This window comes from Pseudomonas sp. BF-B-26 (genome assembly GCF_019956495.1).
GTDB lineage: Bacteria > Pseudomonadota > Gammaproteobacteria > Pseudomonadales > Pseudomonadaceae > Aquipseudomonas.
This window is the reverse complement of record NZ_JAHBDP010000058.1, coordinates 220763-237355: the sequence shown is the minus strand read 5'-3', so window position 1 is coordinate 237355 and position 16593 is coordinate 220763. Positions and strand designations below refer to the sequence as shown.

The 16593-nt window shown below is 57.0% G+C and carries 21 protein-coding genes, 1 tRNA gene and 1 pseudogene; 10 read left to right on the top strand and 13 right to left on the bottom strand.

Annotation, left to right across the window (positions count from 1 at the left end; all coding sequences use genetic code 11):
- Positions 1–2: 2 nt before the first annotated feature.
- The 4 genes from KGB03_RS08000 to KGB03_RS07985 all read right to left on the bottom strand — a co-directional run bounded on the left by KGB03_RS08000 (position 3) and on the right by KGB03_RS07985 (position 4200).
- On the bottom strand, positions 3–980 hold the full coding sequence (locus KGB03_RS08000; RefSeq protein ID WP_218537439.1) for an ABC transporter permease: 978 nt from the start codon (positions 978–980) through the stop codon (positions 3–5).
- Complete coding sequence (locus KGB03_RS07995; RefSeq protein WP_218537438.1) at positions 977–2530, bottom strand: sugar ABC transporter ATP-binding protein; 1554 nt, start codon at positions 2528–2530, stop codon at positions 977–979. The genes KGB03_RS08000 and KGB03_RS07995 overlap by 4 nt, the downstream gene beginning before the upstream one ends.
- Before the next feature lie 56 nt (positions 2531–2586).
- A complete protein-coding gene (locus tag KGB03_RS07990; protein ID WP_192407491.1) occupies positions 2587–3543 on the bottom strand; it encodes a sugar ABC transporter substrate-binding protein in 957 nt (318 codons plus the stop codon).
- Positions 3544–3738: 195 nt separating this feature from the next.
- Complete coding sequence (locus KGB03_RS07985; protein ID WP_223526751.1) at positions 3739–4200, bottom strand: hypothetical protein; 462 nt, start codon at positions 4198–4200, stop codon at positions 3739–3741.
- Positions 4201–4550: 350 nt separating this feature from the next.
- Between KGB03_RS07985 and KGB03_RS07980 the strand changes: the two genes are divergently transcribed.
- The 4 genes from KGB03_RS07980 (at position 4551) to KGB03_RS07965 (ending at position 7715) form a co-directional block, all read left to right on the top strand.
- Positions 4551–5639, top strand: coding sequence for an asparaginase (locus KGB03_RS07980; RefSeq protein WP_008145640.1), 1089 nt, complete (start codon positions 4551–4553; stop codon positions 5637–5639).
- Between the two features lie 169 nt (positions 5640–5808).
- Entirely contained in the window at positions 5809–6099 is a 291-nt protein-coding gene (locus tag KGB03_RS07975) for a DUF1654 domain-containing protein (RefSeq protein WP_123365550.1), read from the top strand.
- 4 nt (positions 6100–6103) lie between these two features.
- On the top strand, positions 6104–6793 hold the full coding sequence (locus KGB03_RS07970; protein WP_223526750.1) for an endonuclease: 690 nt from the start codon (positions 6104–6106) through the stop codon (positions 6791–6793).
- 232 nt (positions 6794–7025) lie between these two features.
- Complete coding sequence (locus KGB03_RS07965; RefSeq protein ID WP_218537434.1) at positions 7026–7715, top strand: flavodoxin family protein; 690 nt, start codon at positions 7026–7028, stop codon at positions 7713–7715.
- Positions 7716–7884: 169 nt separating this feature from the next.
- Here the strand turns inward: KGB03_RS07965 and KGB03_RS07960 are convergent.
- Positions 7885–8151, bottom strand: a pseudogene (locus tag KGB03_RS07960) (siderophore-interacting protein); the annotation flags it as partial.
- Positions 8118–8483 carry an SPOR domain-containing protein gene (locus KGB03_RS07955; protein ID WP_218537433.1) on the bottom strand — a complete coding sequence of 122 codons (366 nt, stop codon included), beginning with the start codon at positions 8481–8483 and terminating at the stop codon, positions 8118–8120. The pseudogene KGB03_RS07960 and the gene KGB03_RS07955, both read right to left, overlap by 34 nt.
- A 250-nt stretch (positions 8484–8733) precedes the next feature.
- Between KGB03_RS07955 and csrA the strand changes: the two genes are divergently transcribed.
- On the top strand, positions 8734–8928 hold the full coding sequence (gene csrA / locus KGB03_RS07950) for a carbon storage regulator CsrA (protein ID WP_007938114.1): 195 nt from the start codon (positions 8734–8736) through the stop codon (positions 8926–8928).
- Positions 8929–9106: 178 nt separating this feature from the next.
- On the opposite strand, the gene KGB03_RS07945 is transcribed toward csrA, so the two are convergent.
- On the bottom strand, positions 9107–9562 hold the full coding sequence (locus KGB03_RS07945) for a DUF2214 family protein (RefSeq protein WP_218537432.1): 456 nt from the start codon (positions 9560–9562) through the stop codon (positions 9107–9109).
- 172 nt (positions 9563–9734) lie between these two features.
- On the opposite strand from KGB03_RS07945, the gene KGB03_RS07940 reads away from it, so the two are divergent.
- The 4 genes from KGB03_RS07940 to KGB03_RS07925 all read left to right on the top strand — a co-directional run bounded on the left by KGB03_RS07940 (position 9735) and on the right by KGB03_RS07925 (position 11790).
- Positions 9735–9947, top strand: coding sequence for a hypothetical protein (locus tag KGB03_RS07940; RefSeq protein ID WP_111452633.1), 213 nt, complete (start codon positions 9735–9737; stop codon positions 9945–9947).
- A 203-nt stretch (positions 9948–10150) separates the two neighbouring features.
- A complete protein-coding gene (locus KGB03_RS07935) occupies positions 10151–10360 on the top strand; it encodes a hypothetical protein (RefSeq protein WP_223526749.1) in 210 nt (69 codons plus the stop codon).
- Complete coding sequence (locus KGB03_RS07930; RefSeq protein WP_223526748.1) at positions 10347–10862, top strand: alpha/beta fold hydrolase; 516 nt, start codon at positions 10347–10349, stop codon at positions 10860–10862. The genes KGB03_RS07935 and KGB03_RS07930 overlap by 14 nt, the downstream gene beginning before the upstream one ends.
- A 175-nt stretch (positions 10863–11037) precedes the next feature.
- A complete protein-coding gene (locus KGB03_RS07925) occupies positions 11038–11790 on the top strand; it encodes a carbonic anhydrase (RefSeq protein ID WP_218537431.1) in 753 nt (250 codons plus the stop codon).
- Positions 11791–11856: 66 nt separating this feature from the next.
- On the opposite strand, the gene KGB03_RS07920 is transcribed toward KGB03_RS07925, so the two are convergent.
- The 3 genes from KGB03_RS07920 to KGB03_RS07910 all read right to left on the bottom strand — a co-directional run bounded on the left by KGB03_RS07920 (position 11857) and on the right by KGB03_RS07910 (position 12861).
- The gene (locus KGB03_RS07920) at positions 11857–12051 is read right to left on the bottom strand and encodes a hypothetical protein (RefSeq protein ID WP_218537430.1); all 195 of its coding nucleotides are present in this window, start codon (positions 12049–12051) and stop codon (positions 11857–11859) included.
- A 152-nt stretch (positions 12052–12203) separates the two neighbouring features.
- Positions 12204–12458: a hypothetical protein gene (locus KGB03_RS31305; RefSeq protein ID WP_411740029.1), complete on the bottom strand. Its 255-nt coding sequence runs from the start codon at positions 12456–12458 to the stop codon at positions 12204–12206.
- 326 nt (positions 12459–12784) lie between these two features.
- Positions 12785–12861, bottom strand: a tRNA-Val gene (locus KGB03_RS07910).
- A 183-nt stretch (positions 12862–13044) separates the two neighbouring features.
- On the opposite strand from KGB03_RS07910, the gene KGB03_RS07905 reads away from it, so the two are divergent.
- Positions 13045–14328, top strand: a complete 1284-nt coding sequence (locus KGB03_RS07905; RefSeq protein ID WP_223526746.1) for an NAD(P)/FAD-dependent oxidoreductase — start codon at positions 13045–13047, stop codon at positions 14326–14328.
- Between the two features lie 60 nt (positions 14329–14388).
- On the opposite strand, the gene KGB03_RS07900 is transcribed toward KGB03_RS07905, so the two are convergent.
- From KGB03_RS07900 to KGB03_RS07890, 3 genes are read right to left on the bottom strand one after another with little or no spacing between them, the layout of a single operon-like run.
- A complete protein-coding gene (locus KGB03_RS07900) occupies positions 14389–15021 on the bottom strand; it encodes an RraA family protein (RefSeq protein ID WP_218537428.1) in 633 nt (210 codons plus the stop codon).
- Positions 15012–15794 carry an IucA/IucC family C-terminal-domain containing protein gene (locus KGB03_RS07895; RefSeq protein WP_218537427.1) on the bottom strand — a complete coding sequence of 261 codons (783 nt, stop codon included), beginning with the start codon at positions 15792–15794 and terminating at the stop codon, positions 15012–15014. Before KGB03_RS07895 ends, KGB03_RS07900 begins: the two co-directional genes overlap by 10 nt.
- A complete protein-coding gene (locus KGB03_RS07890) occupies positions 15791–16582 on the bottom strand; it encodes an ABC transporter ATP-binding protein (RefSeq protein ID WP_218537426.1) in 792 nt (263 codons plus the stop codon). Before KGB03_RS07890 ends, KGB03_RS07895 begins: the two co-directional genes overlap by 4 nt.
- Positions 16583–16593 lie beyond the last annotated feature (11 nt).

The following is a 16593-nucleotide window of genomic DNA, read 5'->3' as shown; positions in this document are numbered from 1 at the left end:
ACTCAGGTCCGCCGGCTTGCGCGCTGACTGCGATAAGTATCAAGCACCACCGCCACCACGATTACTGCGCCGGTGATGATGCGTTTGGTGGGTTCAGTTGCGCCAATCTGCGCGAGACCGGCCGCCAATACGGAAATGATCAAAACTCCGAAGAACGTACTGATGACCGAACCGCGACCGCCCATCAGGCTGGTGCCGCCGATCACGACCGCAGCGATCACTTGTAGCTCCAGCCCGGAGCCGGCATTCGGATCCGCCGCTTCCAGGCGAGAAATCTGGAACAGCGCAGCAATACCGGCCAGCAGCCCCATCAGACTGAATACCAGAATCTTGTAGGGCTTCGGATTGATCCCTGCCAGACGCACCGCCTCTTCGTTGGTGCCGATGCCGATCAGATAGCGACCGAACACGGTACGCGTCAGTACTGCCTGGGCAATAAAGATGATGAGCAAGGCAATGATGAACGACGGCGAGATGCCGAAGGCGATCGGGTTGGACAACCAGGCGAAGGCGTCGCCGATGTAGGCCGTGCGCGATCCGGTCATTTGATAGGCCAAACCGCGGGCCATTTCCAGCACACCGAGGGACACGATGAACGACGGGATCCGCCACGCCACAGTGATCGAACCGGTGATGGTCCCGGCCAGTGCTGCCGCCGCCATTCCGAGCAGCGCCGCAGGCAGCACGCTCCAGCCCCAGCCGAGAATCGCCACGCTGACCGTTGACGCCGCGAGCGCAAGCACCGAGCCCACCGACAGGTCGATACCGCCGATGATCAACACGAACGTCATGCCGACCGCCAGCACCATCAAGTCCGGAATCTGGTTGGCCAGGGTGCTGAAGGTGTCATAGGACAGGAAATGGCTGCTCAGAACCGAGAACAGCGCAACCATTGCCAGCAAGGCACCGGCCAGTCCCAGGTAGGTTCCGAGGCCGTAAAAGTTGCCACTACGTTTGCCGGCAGTCACTGCAGTATTCATGCGAGATCCCTAGGCGCTGCTTCGTTGAGCAACGCATCACGTTTTTGGTAGCCGGCGAACGCGGCGGCAAGCAAATCATCCTGGGTCCAGCTGTCACGCTCGAAGGTATCGATCAGACGTCCCGCCGAGAGCACACCGATGCGGTCGCAGATCAACATCAACTCACGCAGGTCGCTGGACACAACCACGAGCGCTTTGCCTTGACGGGTCAACTCACCGAGCAAGGCATAAATGTCAAACTTGGCGCCGACGTCGATGCCACGCGTTGGCTCGTCGAACAGCATCACCGAGCAATCACGCTCAAGCCACCGGCCGATCACGACTTTCTGCTGGTTACCACCGGACAGTTCCGACACCAGTTGCGTCGGGCTGGAACTGCGGATGCGCATGGCGTCGATCTGACGCTGGGCCAGCGCCATCTCGTCACCCTTGTTGACGAAGCCACTGCTGGAAATCACCGGCATATTGCCCAAGGCAATATTCGCGCTGATCGATTGGGTCAGCAGCAGGCCTTCGCCCTTGCGGTCTTCGGTGATCAGGGCGATGCCATGACCGACCGCGTCAGCCGGTGACCGGATACTGACAACCTGTGCTGGCGAACCGAGTGCAACCGTGCCGCTGTCCGCTGCATCAGCACCGAAGATCAAGCGCAGCAACTCAGTGCGCCCTGCCCCGATCAAGCCGGAAATCCCGTAGATCTCGCCGGCGCGCACTTCGAAGGACACATCGCGAACCTTGTCGGAGCGGGTCAGCCCTTTGACCGTCAAGGCTGGAGCGCCGATCTTGCGCGGGCCCATGTCGATGTGTTCGCCGAGTTCGCGACCGACCATCAGCGTCACCAGTTGCTCGCTGTTGTAATTGGCCATCGGCTCGACGCAAACCAGGTTGCCATCGCGCAGTACCGCAATACGCTGGGCGACCCGCGCCAGCTCTTCGAGACGGTGCGAGATATAGATGATCGACACGCCGCGAGCTTGCAGACGAGTGATCTGCTCGAACAGCATCTCGACTTCACGGTTCGTCAACATTGCCGTCGGTTCGTCGAGGATCAGCACGTGGCAATCGCCGATCAGGTTGCGGGCGATCTCCACCATTTGCTGGTGACCGATGCCCAATTCGCCCACCAGCGTGTCCGGGTCTATCGCGTCGAGGCCGACCTGGGCCATGGCTTCGATCGCCGCCTTGCGCAATTGCCTGCGACTGATCCAGCCGCCCTTGCTGGGCAGGTTGTCGAGAAACAGGTTTTCCGCCACCGACAGGGTCGGCAACAGATTGAGTTCCTGCATCACCATGCGGATGCCGAGGTCTTCGGCCTGAGTGCGGCTTGCGGGGCGGTAATCCTGCCCTTGGAATTGCATGTGACCGGTGGTCGGTGTGACCAGCCCGCCGATGATCTTCGACAGCGTGCTTTTTCCCGCGCCGTTTTCGCCGGTCAGCGCCAGCACTTCACCGCGCATCAGCGTCAGGTCGATGCCGGTCAGGACCGGTTGGGCGTAGGTCTTGCCGATACCGCTGACCGAGAGGACAGCGTTCGGGGCGGAAACTGACATAAAAACTCTCCATGCGCTCGCCCTGACGGGCGAGCACCGTTGTGTCGCCAGAAGGACTACTTGGTAACCAGCTCTACCGGAGTTTCGATCACGCCATTGGTGCCGCTGTCGACTTTTTCACCCTTGATGATCTTTAGCGCAGTCTCGATGCCGAACACGGCTTGCTTGGCCGCAAACTGGTCAGCGGTAGCCAGAACGCGGCCATCCTTGAGCATTGGCTTGATGGCGTTGATGTTGTCGTATCCGACCACTTGCACCTTGCCGGCCTTGCCCGCTGCGCGCACGGCGGATACTGCGCCGACGGCCATGCTGTCGTTGCCGGCCAGCAGGGCTTTGACTTGCGGGTATTCGCTGAGGATCGAGGCAGCCACCTTGTTGCCTTTGTCGATTTCCCAGTCACCGGATTGCAAAGAGACGACCTTGATCTGCGCCGCTTCCATCGCATCCTTGAAGCCTGCGGTTCTTTGCTGTGCGTTGGTGGTGGTTGAAACGCCTTCGATGATGCCGACTTCGTCTCCGGCCTTCAGTTGCTTGGCCAGGTACTCGCCCACCAGACGCGCGCCTTTGCGGTTATCCGGGCCTACGAACGGTACGGTGAGGTTTTTGCTTTTGACCACAGCCGGGTCCAGCTGGTTGTCGATGTTGATCACGGTGATACCGGCATCGATGGCTTTCTTGATCACAGGAACCATGGCCTTGGAGTCGGCCGGCGCGATGACCAGCGCATTGACCTTGGCCAGAATCATTTGCTCGACGATGCGTGTCTGGCCAGCCGTGTCGGTTTCGTCTTTGATGCCGTTGGAGATTAGCTCGAAATCGCCGGAGTGGTCTTTCTGATAGGCCTTGGCGCCGTCTTCCATGGTCAGGAAGAATTCATTGGCCAGGGATTTCATGACCAGCGCGACTTTGGGTTTTTCAGGCGTCTCGGCGAAGGCCGAAGAGACAGGTAACGCGACGGATGCGGCAGCCAGCATAGCGACAGCGAGAAGACGTCCAGCGAATGGCAGCTTCATGGGTTCACTCCGATCTTATGATTATTGTGAGCAACGTTTGCGCGGCGTAGGTTTCATTGCGCTAACGGATGGATAACCACCGGGAGCACCGCGCAAACGTTTGCGGAGACCGAACTATGCGAACCCTGCCGACATTTGTCAACGAGCAGAAAAGACCATTTATTTGAGCTGGCTGACAAAAGCCGGGCATTCAAGTCATGCCCTGGTGTTGACCACCGCTCCGGTGCTGGAACCCTTGGCCAGTTCCTTGACGAGGGCTGCGGACACTTCCAGCAACGCACCATTGGTTTCGGCAATCTGTCCTTGAAATGCCATGACCACAGTGGTCTTGGCTTCCGGTGTCGGATAAGACGCCGCCTGAGCTGCGGCTAATTGTTGCTGTTGCTCGCGCAGTTGCTGTTGTAGCTCTTGCATGCGTTTGAGCAGGACTTTCACCGCCACACTCTGGTTGCTCTCATCTGGGGTTTCGGTCTGCGCGCCCGTACTTTTATCCAATCCCAAAGGGCCAGTCTTGACTTGATTGCCGTCGCCTTCTTTCGTGCCCAGCGCCTTATCGGCAGCCTCTGCGGTGGCGTCGTTCAACGCTTGGATCGTAGCGGCAGACTTGCCGCCGATGGTGACGCCTGCGGCGTTTGGGAAACCAATGGATAACGACATGTGAACTCCTGAGTAGAAAGATCCTTCTAAAGGAGCATCGACCGAAGCGCGGGTTTCTTTAGCACTGATTCACAATCTCGCAAGGCGATTTGCTCGACAGTGGTCGTAGTACTTTTCGGAGAGCCGAACACAAACGCTCAACGCGTTCGGAAACCCGGACAACAGGTTGTGTAAACATTCTGGCCACTCAAATAAATACTGATACAAATCATCAAGTTAAAAGTTTTCCTCATTCGAAGTGCGACTGGTATAGATCCTGCTCATCTCATTCACCCCAAGCGTTCAGATCCGCGTGGGGCGCATCTAGATGAACCTGCATCAGCACCGTCTCACTACTAGAGAGAAAAATAATGACATCTGCTTTCAAGACCTTCGTTCCGGGCGCTTTGGCCCTCTTGCTGCTCCTGCCTACTGCCCTTCAGGCAAAAGAAGTCGAAACCCAACAGAAACTGGCGAACGTGGTGATCCTGGCCACCGGCGGCACCATTGCCGGCGCGGGCGCCAGCGCCGCCAATAGCGCGACCTATCAAGCGGCAAAAGTCGGCATCGAACAATTGATCGCCGGGGTTCCGGAACTCAGCCAGCTGGCTAACGTTCGTGGCGAACAGGTCATGCAGATCGCGTCCGAAAGCATCACCAACGACAACCTGCTGCAACTGGGTCGTCGCGTGGCTGAACTGGCCGACAGCAAAGACGTCGACGGCATCGTTATCACCCACGGCACCGACACCCTGGAAGAAACCGCCTACTTCCTGAACCTGGTGGAAAAAACCGACAAGCCAATCATCGTTGTCGGCTCCATGCGCCCAGGCACCGCCATGTCGGCCGATGGCATGCTGAACCTGTACAACGCAGTGGCCGTGGCCAGCAGCAAAGACGCACGCGGCAAAGGCGTACTGGTGACCATGAACGATGAAATCCAGTCGGGTCGCGACGTCAGCAAAATGATCAACATCAAGACCGAGGCGTTCAAAAGTGCCTGGGGCCCACTCGGCATGGTGGTCGAGGGCAAATCCTACTGGTTCCGTCTGCCGGCCAAGCGTCACACCATGGACTCGGAATTCGACATCAAAACCATCAAGAGCCTGCCTGACGTCGAAATCGCCTATTCCTACGGCAACGTCAGCGATACCGCTTACAAGGCGTTGGCTCAGTCTGGCGCCAAAGCCATCATTCACGCCGGTACCGGCAATGGCTCTGTCTCGTCCCGGGTAGTCCCATCACTGCAAGCCTTGCGCAAGGACGGCGTGCAAATCATTCGTTCGTCCCACGTCAACGCTGGCGGTTTCGTACTGCGGAATGCTGAACAGCCAGACGACAAGTACGACTGGGTTGTGGCGCATGACCTGAACCCGCAAAAGGCTCGCATCCTGGCCATGGTCGCACTGACCAAGACCAATGACAGCAAAGAGCTGCAACGGATGTTCTGGGAATACTGATTCGCCCTCGCCCGACCGGTTCCGGTCGGGCACTGGTTTCACCACTCGCCACCCCAGGCGAGTGGCTCACACCCCTTCCGACATTTCGATAAAAATCTTCCCTTCGTCCTACATCAAACGGAAAAAATTGCTGTCAGAGGATTTTCTTGAATTTTAAGCAGTTGCGAAAATGCCTACAGTTAAATACTGTATGCACGTACAGCTTAATAAGGATAATTCCGTGGCCAACACCTCTGCCTCTCCTGACTCCTATGAACGCATGGGCATGCGCGTTCAAAAAATCATCAATTCCCCCACCGCCCAAAAAGCCAAAGCAGCCTTGATCTTCCGTCTACCGGACGAACCCGTGGATGAGTGGGAACAATTGCTCGAAGAAATCGACGAGAACGACAACGTCACCCTCGCCTATCGCGACGATGGCGGTGTGCAGATTTTTTGGGTTGTGCCAAAGGAAGATTGAGTCAATGAGTGTCCGCTGGCTTGCTTTGCTGTTTTTGTTCATCACCGTCAGTGCCCAGGCTGGCGCCCCACGCACCTTCAACGAAGCCAAGAAAGTTGCCTGGAAGCTCTACGCACCGCAATCCACAGAGTTCTATTGCGGGTGCAAATACACCGGCAACAAGGTCAACCTCGCAGCCTGCGGTTATGTACCGCGTAAAAATGCCAAGCGCGCTTCCCGCATCGAGTGGGAGCACATTGTTCCGGCCTGGCAGATCGGCCATCAGCGTCAGTGCTGGCAAGAAGGTGGGCGCAAGAACTGCACGCGTTACGATTCGGCTTACCAGAAGGCTGAAGCCGACCTGCACAACCTGGTACCGAGCATTGGTGAGGTGAATGGCGATCGCAGCAACTTCAGTTTCGGCTGGTTGCCGGTGCAGTCGGGCCAATATGGCTCGTGTCTGACCCAGGTCGACTTCAAAGCGAAGAAGGTCATGCCCCGCCCGTCCATCCGCGGCATGATCGCTCGAACGTATTTCTATATGAGCAAACAGTACGGTTTGAGCTTGTCGAAACAGGATCGACAACTGTACGAAGCCTGGAGCAAAACCTATCCGGTAGAGGCCTGGGAACGACAGCGCAACCAACGCGTGGCGTGCGTCATGGGACGCGGCAACGAGTTTGTCGGCCCGGTCGACATGAAAGCCTGCGGTTGAGCGCTCGCTGAAAACACAAAGGCCTCGGGTTTAATGCGGGCAGTCCACTTGAGTACCTGATTGCATCGGTACTGATCACTCGTTTGAATTGCCACCGCGAATAGCAACCCGTTTTCTTGATCTCAAAGGAAATGACTCGCCCTTGCATCAAACGCAGTTCCCACTCATCCTCGCTGGATCGCCCCAGACAAGGGCGGATTTGTCGCGTCGCAATTCTAATCAGGAGATATCAATGACTTTCGTCGCAATTGTGTATTCATCCGGAGGAGGTCACACCGAGACTGTTGCGGAGCATGTCAAGCGAGGCGCAGAAGAGGTTGCGGGAACATGCGCCGAACTCATCAAGATCGTGCCCGCTCAGATCGGTAGTGATGGCAGATGGCGTGACGACGCTGTCATGAGCCGGCTAGCGGCGGCTGACGCCATCGTTTTTGGTGCGCCCACCTATATGGGATCGGCCCATGGATTGTTCAAGCTGTTCCTCGAGGCTGGCATCGTGCCTTGGCGCAGCCAGGAGTGGAAGGACAAGATCGCAGCCGGCTTCACAAACTCTGGAGCGCGCTCCGGCGACAAGCTCGTAACGCTGCAGCAGATGTCGATCTTCGCGGCGCAAATGGGAATGATGTGGGTAAGCGCCGGGGATTTGCCTGGTGGCAACTATACCGATGGCGGTTTCACCGACGTGAACGTCAACGGATCATGGCTAGGCCTGATGACTCAAAGCCTGAATGATCTCTTAGTGGAGAACGCTCCGCACCCAGGCGATAGGCTTAGCGCGGAGCGCTTTGGACGCAGGGTGGCGCGAGCGACGGCACGTTGGACGGTCGGTGCGGACCAGCACCCTTCCTGGCGGATCGACATACAAGAGAACCGGCGACGGAATCTCGCCGGGATCGAAGAATGGCGCAAATTTGACGACTGATCTCATCCTCAACGGTGGGATCAGATATCAGATAAATGGCGCATATCGAGAAAGTCCGCTTTGCCGCGGGTAAGGCCGTGGCATCGGCGACCAGTAGCAGATGTTTGAGCTGCTGAGGCGGCTTCCATTCGAAACCACCCGCGTCTTGCGCCGAAAACTGGCGATCAGGTGCGACGATCTGGATCGGCTCACCCGCAGCGGCATGAATTGCCCAGCGGGATGCAGGGCCGGTTTCGCCGTGAAACTCGAAGTTGATACCCACTTTGCCTGCTCGACACGCAATGGTGTAAGTGCGCATTGCCGCGCGCTGGGCAACCGGCATCGAGCGGTAAAGTGCGCACCATCCATCGCCATGAGCGAGCCTGGTAGGCGTTCCATCAAAAGCAGCCTGAAAAAGGACTGCTACTGGGCCACTGGATGGTCGAGAACCAACAATTCGATGTTCTGTTTCTTCGCCCGGGTGAGCGCCGCGCGCACTTCTGTCTGTTTGGCCTCAGCCTCGGCTTTCGAACTGAATGGCCCGAGCAGAATCCGGGTCTTTCCGTTTTCCTTGACGATATTGGAAACGAAACTGTGCTCAATCAGCCAGCCGCTCAAATCGCTGACCGCCTGAGGTGTTTCGCCTCGTACTTCGAGATCCCATTGCGGCCCGGACACCACCGAAGGTGCAGTCGCAGCAGCCGGTTGCGGCTTTTGCGCGTCAATACTCTTGCCTTCACCGCATCCCGCCAGCGCCAATACCGCGATTACCAAGACCATTTTGCGCACAACGCTTCCCTCAGAATGCTTAAAGCGGCGATTTTAGCATCCATGAATACTTCCCGAGTGCCGCAAAATGGGCTTAAAACAACGAGAATGATGGTTGCGGCCTCTGTATAGTTACGCCTTGGGAATTAATGCAGCATCTGTGCGTCAGAAAGAGGCACCCAAACCGTGAGACTTCGCACTAATCTATACATACCACCGACCTCTGCACTGTCCGAATCAGGTGCCCCACAAAGCAATCAAGGAGAAGACCATGCTGATACTCACCCGCAAAGTCGGTGAAAGCATAAATATTGGTGATGACATTACGATCACCATTCTGGGCGTTAGCGGCCAGCAAGTCAGAATTGGCATCAATGCCCCGAAAGACGTTGCGGTTCATCGCGAAGAAATCTATCAGCGCATTCAGGCTGGCCTCACCGCTCCAGACAAACCGCAGACTCCCTGAATCCTGCTGCAGTCAGTAGCCAGCCCGTTCGTTACAGCGCAATGGCTGGCTAAAGATTCATGCTCGGCATTTTTGCTGAGCCCTCGCCTCCCCCCCATTCGTGAAGCCGATGCTACCGGCTTCGGCCACGCCGTGACTGTCAGATTATTCGCTTTAACCCCGACGAATCACGCCGTTATTAGCCGAAGGTCACACCGCGCGCCATGCCGGTGGCCGCAATCACCATCAACATCAACAACAGCGCTTCGATATGGCTGATGCGTGCAAACAGCCTGGCTCGGCCCTGGTCAATCGAAGCGCCCCTGCCCACGGCGATCCGCCACTTGATCAAGGTGATCATGGGTGCCACTTCAAGCAGCAGAATGATCACGAACAGCGCCATCTTCAGATGGAACAATGGCTGATGAAGGTAATAATCGGTGCCTTTTTCGTACCCACCGAAGGCCCGCAGCAAACCTGTGATCAGCAAAATACCCGCACAGATGCCCCATACGTTATCGGCAACCAGCACATTGCGAACCTGCGCCGTACCGACGGCCAGGCGGCTTAACGCCGTCCCTCGGGTGAGTACCGCCCAGAGGCCCAAGGCAACAGCCAGGAGATGGATCGCCGCAAGAAACCAGTGAAACAGCATAGAGACGCTCCTGACAGAGATAAGGAAATGGGCTTGTCAGTAGTAGTCCAGAATCTGAAAATCTGCCTGCAGGCCGTGACATGACTGGCGAACAGCCACCTACCCCCCTATCATGCCGCCCACTGGCCCTTGCGTAAGGAGCCAGAGGATAAACATTCAAAAGGGAATAGACGTGAAAGAGTTCGTAATTGGCGTAAACAACGTAGTTCTGTACGTCGCACTGGCCGTTATCTGGATCGCCGCAGTGGTCATGATCTTCGTACAGGGCTTCTGGTCCGGGGCAGGCGTTTTCATTACCGGCACCCTGACGTGGTGCATCATCTCCGGCTTCTGGTTTGTACAGTCGGCGACTTATGAAGAACTGAAGAAGTTGAACGCCAAGTAAGATTGGTTTTAGTGGGTTGGACTTACCACGCAGGTCCGACGTTGTTGAGATGAACCACCCCAGTAGTGATTCATGCTCTTCACGCAACATTTGTAACGAGGGGGGCAATCCCCTCGTTACAGTGCCTGGCGACGACCCAGGCTTGTGGTTATCCAGTACGCGATTGATCGACGGCAGAATGGCCGCCCACCAAGGACGGAGACATGAATCGATCAACTCCCACACTGGTTCTACTACCTGGAATGGACGGAACAGGTGAATTGTTCGCAGCCTTTGCATCCATCATGGAGCGCGAATTCGATACGCTAATCATCACCTATCCCCCCAATACTCCGCTGAGCTACACAGCGCTGGAGTCGCTGGTCCGAGAGTCGCTGCCGACCGACCGACCGACCATTCGTGCTGCTGGGTGAATCCTTCTCGGGACCGATTGCTATTTCCCTGAGCGCCAGACAACTCCCCCGGCAAGTGGGACTCGTGCTATGCAGCACATTCGCACGCAATCCAAGACCCCTATTAAGTCACTTGAGTTTTTTGCTAGGCGCACTGCCGTTCAGCCTTGCGCCTGTCGGATGGATCAGCAAAGTATTACTCGGCCGGTTTTCCACGAGCGCGTTGCGCGCAGCGCTACGTCAGGCCATCACTCGAGTGAAACCTTCGGTAATGCGTTCACGACTACGATCGGTTCTTGCCGTTGACGTATCCGCCAAGCTGGCCCAAGTCAGCGTACCGACTATTTACCTTCGCGCTAAGCATGATTCGGTGGTTCCCGGGACAGCGTCTGCGCTGGTTTCTTCAATGAACCGCGATACACGAATCATTGAAATCGAAGCACCGCACTGCCTGCTTCAGGTTGTACCCGAAGAGGCGGCCGGACACATCCGGGAGTTTTTGAAAACGCTTGAAGGCATTTGAGGTTCTCGGCACTGAAAGCGACCGAACCCACGCCCCTGCATTGCCTGAAAGCAAGCCACGAGCAACATAATGTTACATCCCGTCTAGACTCCAACCACAAGTGCCAAAGGTCCCTGGAAGCACTTGCCCCCCAACAGCAAGTCATTCCCATCAACCGACCTGAGTACACACGATCATGTGTAAATCATGTGATTCAAACCCTGTTCAAAACGCGAGTGGTCGTCGTAGATTTCTTCAGTTTGCCGGACTAGGAGCAGGCGCTCTGCTACTTGCCGGCGCACTGCCCGACAAGTTCGTTCTGGCTGCCGAGAAAACCGCTGCTGCGCCAAAACCACAAAACTCCATCAGTCCTGACATGGCACTTCAAAGGCTTATGGAGGGAAATGAACGGTATGTTTCCGGCAACTCCAAGACACATGACTTCAAGTCAGAGCGGGAAGCCTTGGTCTCAGGCCAGAACCCGTTCGTGTCGGTACTAAGTTGCTCTGACTCCCGTATCGCCCCTGAGTATGCTTTTGACACTGCTCGAGGCGATCTTTTCGCCATACGCGTCGCGGGCAATTTCGTAACCGATGAGGGTTTGGCAAGTCTTGAATACGCTGTTGCGGTGCTCGGTGCACCACTGATCCTCGTACTGGGGCATGAGAGCTGCGGCGCCATCAGTGCAGGAATAAAGGCAGTAAAAGATCACACTGTTTTCCCTGGTCACATCCCGAAATTGACTGACGCACTTAAACCTTCCATCGAGAAAGTGCTCAACAACCCCGGAAACCTTATCGACAACGCTACAGCGCAGAATGTCAAAGACTCGGTTAGCCGCCTTAAAAATGCCTCACCACTGCTGACTGATGCGCTCAGCAAGGGCACGTTGAAGATAGTGGGAGGCGTCTATCGCCTTGCTAGCGGCAAAGTAGACTTGATTGCCTGATTCAGTAGCGCTGCACCGCTGCCGAGATCCAGATGTGAAGAGCCCAGCGCGATGGCTGGGCTCTGGTTATTTTCTGTTTTCCATCATCTTGTCGGCGAGAGCTTTGGCCCTTTCAATCAACAGGTTCTGCCTGTCTTCATGAGTGGCGCCTCCTACAACCGGTGCGGTCAAATTGCTTTCCGCAATCAACGCAGCGCAGAAGTATTGATCCCAAACAGCTCCGTCCTCAGATACTGGCTTGTTCATTTGGTTGGCGATCATATGCGGCTCCTTTTGATGAGGTAGCACCGCTATCTTACGCCTGAATCACCGGCAATCCGTGCCGCTAAAGCTAAGCGGCAAACCAGGTGATCATTGACCGGCCCGAGGAGACACTGTCACCCCCGCCTCCCGCTTGCCGATGGCCAGCGCATTCAGTCGTCTCTATCGTCACGATCACGATCACGATCACGACGGTGATTGCGATCATACCCCTGATCATTGTCGCGACGATCGTATCGGCGGTCATACCCTCGATCATCGTCATACCCGCGGTCGTATCCACGACGGTAATCATGATCTCGATCACGATCTCGCCCGTACCTTTCTCCGTCGTCCCAGTGAGGCCCACAGCCTCCCAGCAGGAGAGAACCTGAAATAGCCATGAACATTATTACTGCACGCTTCATTTGAACGTCCTGAATACAAAGGTCAGCGATATGACCATGAGGCCGCTCAATGATTCACAGGTCAGGTACAGCAAGCCAAATCCAAAGCCTGCATTAACAACATGCTGATCGGCAAGGACGGACTAGTAGGCGCGGTTCGCTTCGGCGAGAACGCCTATAACATCATCGAGCGGGTCACCGGCAAAGTGAGGACACGACAAGGTCGAGTATCTGGAGGTGGGGGCCCAGTTGGCGTTTTGAGTGGGGGCTCTGCAAATCGCAAGCAACAAAAAAGGGCCCACCTTTCGGTGAGCCCTTCTAGACCGCCCAGCAGAGCGGATTTTGTTTGGTAGGCGCGATTGGACTCGAACCAACGACCCCCACCATGTCAAGGTGGTGCTCTAACCAACTGAGCTACGTGCCTGCTGTGAGGCGGCATTCTACGGAATTCCGGAGGGGTGTCAACACCTTTTTTCGAGCTAACCCTATGAATATGCAAAATATTTAATTTTGCGGCTGCAAAGAAGATTTTGCGGTGGCTGGCGATCGTTTTTTATCTCGGGTAGGATCGACGCACTCGTAAAATATATTAAACAGAGGCTGCAGGATGGCGAACACCCCCTACCCGGATTCCTATTACGCCGCATCGGCCAATCCGGCTTCGCCGCGCCCGGCCTTGCAGGATGACGTAGAGACTGATGTCTGTGTGATCGGTGCCGGTTACACCGGTCTGTCCTCTGCCCTGTTTCTGCTGGAAAACGGTTTCCGGGTCACGGTGCTTGAAGCGGCGAAGGTAGGTTTTGGTGCGTCGGGGCGTAACGGTGGCCAGATCGTAAACAGTTATAGCCGTGACATCGATGTGATCGAGCGCAGTGTCGGTCCCAAGCAGGCTCAGTTGCTGGGGCAGATGGCGTTCGAAGGTGGGCGGATCATTCGTGAGCGGGTTGCCAAATATAATATCCAGTGCGACTTGAAGGATGGTGGCGTATTCGCCGCCATTACCGCCAAGCAGATGGGCCATCTGGAATCCCAGAAGCGTCTGTGGGAGCGCTTCGGTCACACGCAGCTTGAATTGATGGATCAGCGTCGCATCCGTGAAGTGGTCGCGTGCGATCAATACATCGGCGGCATGCTCGACATGAGCGGCGGGCACATTCATCCGCTGAACCTGGTGTTGGGTGAAGCGGCAGCCGTCGAGTCGCTGGGCGGCACCATTTATGAGCAATCGCCGGCGGTGCGCATCGAACGCGGCGCGAATCCGGTGGTGCATACGCCTCAAGGCAAGGTCAGGGCCAAGTTCATCATCGTTGCGGGCAATGCGTATCTCGGTAATCTGGTGCCGGAACTGGCCGCCAAATCGATGCCCTGCGGGACTCAGGTGATCACCACTGAACCCTTGGGCGAAGCATTGGCCAAGAGCCTGTTGCCACAGGATTACTGCGTCGAAGACTGCAATTACCTGCTCGACTACTACCGTTTGACCGCAGACAAGCGCCTGGTCTTCGGCGGTGGCGTGGTGTATGGCGCACGGGATCCGGCGAACATCGAAGCAATAATTCGGCCGAAGATGCTCAAGGCTTTCCCGCAGCTCAAGGACGTGAAGATCGATTACGCCTGGACCGGCAATTTCCTGCTGACCTTGTCACGACTTCCTCAGGTCGGACGCCTGGGCGACAACATCTACTATTCCCAAGGTTGCAGTGGCCATGGCGTGACGTATACGCACCTGGCGGGCAAGGTGTTGGCCGAAGCGTTGCGTGGTCAGGCCGAGCGTTTCGACGCGTTTGCCGACCTGCCCCACTACCCGTTCCCCGGCGGACAACTGCTGCGTACACCATTCGCTGCGTTGGGCGCCTGGTATTACGGACTGCGCGACAAACTCGGCTTCTGACTGACCGACGCAAAAAAGGGGCAACTGCACAGTTGCCCCTTTTCATTTCCGCTCGGGAAGTCAGCCCCTTCGCTGATCGAGCCTCTGCAAGAATTCCGCCCTGCGCTGCTGGTCCATTTCCTCTTTGGCCAAGAGCTCGGGAAGCAGCTCGGCCGCACGCCGGGCATCGAGGATGAAGACGCCGTCATCATCACCAATGGCCAGATCCCCCGGCTGTACCTGAACGCCGCCCACACTGATCGACTGATTGACTTCCCCTCGGGCGCCAATGCTGCGAGTCGTGTACGCACTGACGTCCCGGCAAAAGACCGGCAACCCATGGCGACGCAATGCACTGACATCCGTGACCGCACCCGACACCACCACCCCGGCCAACCCTTTGATCAGACCGGCCAGGGTGCGCAGCTCCCCCCAACAGCCACACTCTTCGTCGCCCACACATTCGATCACCAGTACGTCGCCCGGCTCACTCAGCAACAAGGCCTCACGCAGAATGCTGCCATCCGGCGGAAAGACTTTGACGGTGACGACATGGCCGACCATGCGGATGTTGTTGAACAGCGGCTTGATCCCCCGCAGGAAGCCCCGATCGGAAAAGTGGCCGATGGTTGACGAAGGGATCGACCGGTAGGCGTTGAGCAACTCCGAGGTGACGAGTTGCTGGCGAGGCTTGATCTGATAACTCATCGGCATTTCCCCGGACGCAGCAGTGGGCAGGTCGAACAATATTCAGCAGGCTCAGTAGCCAGGTAATAGAAGCAGCAGGTTCGTCGAAAGCGAATGCTGCGCTGCCCCTCGTCGAGCAGTGTCGGCGGTCGGCGGAAATGGCTGAGCGGGTTGTAATCGAGACCGAACAGCGCAGGTTGTGCCTGGGTCAGCAACCACCTGAAGTCGGCTTCATAGCGCTCGCGTACCGACGGTTCGTCGATTTTCGTCATGCGTTTTTCATACAACGAATACACGCGCACGGCGGTGTTTTCCCACAAGATGCGCCGCGAAACACCACTCACACGGTTGAAGGTTTGCCACAGCGGCTTCAACAGCCCGGCAAACAGCGCCTGCACCAGGGTTTCCCGCCAGGCCTCGCGCTCACCGGCCCCGTACGCCAGCGGCAGGGAATGAGCCAGCGGCATCGAAGACGTCCACAGCCCGTCATCATGGCCGTACTCGATCACCGTGTTGTCCAGCGACAGCAGCAGTCCTTTGTCGTACACCGACATGGCGTACAAACACGCGCCGGTGGCCAGGAACGACAGGCGCTTACCCAGCAGCGAGGCGGTGATCGCCCGCGACGGTGAGCCAATGACCGGGCTCAATGCGTCCAGCAAACGCTCGCACACCTCGTCCTGCAACAGGTCACGCGCCATCAGCGAGCGTAAGGGGTCACGTTCGGCGCAGTCCTTCAACCGCAACCCACCGCCCAGCACGTTCCATTCTTGCGCGGTGAAGTGGTGAGCCAGACTCATTGCGGCAATTCCCGGCCAAACGGAATGCACATCGGCGTACCAAAGAACGGATCAGGAATAATCCTGCAGTTGAGGTCGAACACGGTTTTGACCAGCGCTTGAGTCAAGACGTCTTCAGGCCGGCCCTGGGCAAATGCCGTACGCTCATGCACCGCCACCATATGATCGGCATAACGACAGGCCAGGTTGAGGTCGTGAAGCACCATGATGATGGTTTTGTTTTCGAGCCGGTTGAGGTCGCGCAGCAGGTCCAGCACTTCAATCTGGTGAGCCAGGTCGAGGAAGGTCGTCGGCTCGTCCAGCAGCACGATGCCGGTGTCCTGGGCCAGGGTCATGGCAATCCACGCACGCTGGCGCTGCCCACCGGACAAGGCATCCACCGGCCGATCCGCCAGCGCTTGCAGACTGGTCTGCGTCAGCGCGCGATTGACCATGGTTTCATCCTCGGCCGACCACTGTTGCATCCAGCTTTGATAAGGGTATCGGCCCAGAGCCACGAGCTGGCGAACAGTAATGCCCTCGGGCGCCGTCGGTGTCTGGGGCAGGATGGCCAACTCACGCGCCACCGCCGCCGTGGATTTTTTCTGGATATCCACGCCGTTGAGAATCACCGAGCCTTGCTGCGGTTTCAGCAGTCGTGCGAAGGATTTGAGCAAGGTACTTTTGCCGCAGCCGTTACTGCCAATCAGCACCGAGATCTTGCCCTGGGGCAGTTGCATGTCCAGCGCGTCAATAATCACCTGGCGCTGATAACTCAGGGTCAGGCCGCGACTTGCAATCGACGTCATACGTTGAATTC

Coding starts and splice junctions, on each gene's coding strand:
- KGB03_RS07965 (WP_218537434.1), top strand. CDS start 7,026: ATGACTTTCGTCGCAATTGTGTATTCATCCGGAGGAGGTCACACCGAG.
- KGB03_RS07905 (WP_223526746.1), top strand. CDS start 13,045: ATGGCGAACACCCCCTACCCGGATTCCTATTACGCCGCATCGGCCAAT.
- KGB03_RS07995 (WP_218537438.1), bottom strand. CDS start 2,530: ATGTCAGTTTCCGCCCCGAACGCTGTCCTCTCGGTCAGCGGTATCGGC.
- KGB03_RS07935 (WP_223526749.1), top strand. CDS start 10,151: ATGAATCGATCAACTCCCACACTGGTTCTACTACCTGGAATGGACGGA.
- csrA (WP_007938114.1), top strand. CDS start 8,734: ATGCTGATACTCACCCGCAAAGTCGGTGAAAGCATAAATATTGGTGAT.
- KGB03_RS07895 (WP_218537427.1), bottom strand. CDS start 15,794: ATGAGTCTGGCTCACCACTTCACCGCGCAAGAATGGAACGTGCTGGGC.
- KGB03_RS07900 (WP_218537428.1), bottom strand. CDS start 15,021: ATGCCGATGAGTTATCAGATCAAGCCTCGCCAGCAACTCGTCACCTCG.
- KGB03_RS07890 (WP_218537426.1), bottom strand. CDS start 16,582: ATGACGTCGATTGCAAGTCGCGGCCTGACCCTGAGTTATCAGCGCCAG.
- KGB03_RS07985 (WP_223526751.1), bottom strand. CDS start 4,200: ATGTCGTTATCCATTGGTTTCCCAAACGCCGCAGGCGTCACCATCGGC.
- KGB03_RS08000 (WP_218537439.1), bottom strand. CDS start 980: ATGAATACTGCAGTGACTGCCGGCAAACGTAGTGGCAACTTTTACGGC.
- KGB03_RS31305 (WP_411740029.1), bottom strand. CDS start 12,458: ATGAAGCGTGCAGTAATAATGTTCATGGCTATTTCAGGTTCTCTCCTG.
- KGB03_RS07925 (WP_218537431.1), top strand. CDS start 11,038: ATGTGTAAATCATGTGATTCAAACCCTGTTCAAAACGCGAGTGGTCGT.
- KGB03_RS07975 (WP_123365550.1), top strand. CDS start 5,809: ATGCCTACAGTTAAATACTGTATGCACGTACAGCTTAATAAGGATAAT.
- KGB03_RS07945 (WP_218537432.1), bottom strand. CDS start 9,562: ATGCTGTTTCACTGGTTTCTTGCGGCGATCCATCTCCTGGCTGTTGCC.
- KGB03_RS07970 (WP_223526750.1), top strand. CDS start 6,104: ATGAGTGTCCGCTGGCTTGCTTTGCTGTTTTTGTTCATCACCGTCAGT.
- KGB03_RS07920 (WP_218537430.1), bottom strand. CDS start 12,051: ATGATCGCCAACCAAATGAACAAGCCAGTATCTGAGGACGGAGCTGTT.
- KGB03_RS07990 (WP_192407491.1), bottom strand. CDS start 3,543: ATGAAGCTGCCATTCGCTGGACGTCTTCTCGCTGTCGCTATGCTGGCT.
- KGB03_RS07980 (WP_008145640.1), top strand. CDS start 4,551: ATGACATCTGCTTTCAAGACCTTCGTTCCGGGCGCTTTGGCCCTCTTG.